General features: G+C 55.6%; 1 rRNA gene. It reads left to right on the forward strand.

The features are described from left to right. Positions 1 to 1,038: ribosomal RNA gene (locus AB0O21_RS40460) — 23S ribosomal RNA — on the forward strand; the annotation flags it as partial. Positions 1,039 to 1,078: the final 40 nt, after the last annotated feature.

Raw genomic sequence — 1,078 nt, forward strand, 5'->3', positions numbered from 1 at the left:
CTTTCGGGGTTGCGAAGCTGAGAACTTAAGCGCCAGTAAACGGCGGTGGTAACTATAACCATCCTAAGGTAGCGAAATTCCTTGTCGGGTAAGTTCCGACCTGCACGAATGGCGTAACGACTTCTCGACTGTCTCAACCATAGGCCCGGTGAAATTGCACTACGAGTAAAGATGCTCGTTTCGCGCAGCAGGACGGAAAGACCCCGGGACCTTTACTACAGTTTGATATTGGTGTTCGGTTCGGCTTGTGTAGGATAGGTGGGAGACTTTGAAGCCGTGACGCCAGTCATGGTGGAGTCGCCGTTGAAATACCACTCTGGTCGTGCTGGATGTCTAACCTCGGTCCGTGATCCGGATCAGGGACAGTGTCTGATGGGTAGTTTAACTGGGGCGGTTGCCTCCCAAAGGGTAACGGAGGCGCCCAAAGGTTCCCTCAGCCTGGTTGGCAATCAGGTGTTGAGTGTAAGTGCACAAGGGAGCTTGACTGTGAGACCGACGGGTCGAGCAGGGACGAAAGTCGGGACTAGTGATCCGGCGGTGGCTTGTGGAAGCGCCGTCGCTCAACGGATAAAAGGTACCCCGGGGATAACAGGCTGATCTTCCCCAAGAGTCCATATCGACGGGATGGTTTGGCACCTCGATGTCGGCTCGTCGCATCCTGGGGCTGGAGTCGGTCCCAAGGGTTGGGCTGTTCGCCCATTAAAGCGGTACGCGAGCTGGGTTTAGAACGTCGTGAGACAGTTCGGTCCCTATCCGCTGTGCGCGTAGGAATATTGAGAAGGGCTGTCCCTAGTACGAGAGGACCGGGACGGACGAACCTCTGGTGTGCCAGTTGTCCTGCCAAGGGCATGGCTGGTTGGCTACGTTCGGGAGGGATAACCGCTGAAAGCATCTAAGCGGGAAGCCTGCTTCAAGATGAGTATTCCCACCTCCTTGAGAGGGTAAGGCTCCCAGTAGACGACTGGGTTGATAGGCCAGATGTGGAAGCCCGGTAACGGGTGAAGCTGACTGGTACTAATAGGCCGAGGGCTTGTCCTCAGTTGCTCGCGTCCACTGTGTTAGTTCTGAAATAACGAAC

It is taken from the genome of Streptomyces sp. NPDC091371, assembly GCF_040684275.1.
In the GTDB taxonomy this organism is placed as follows: domain Bacteria; phylum Actinomycetota; class Actinomycetes; order Streptomycetales; family Streptomycetaceae; genus Streptomyces.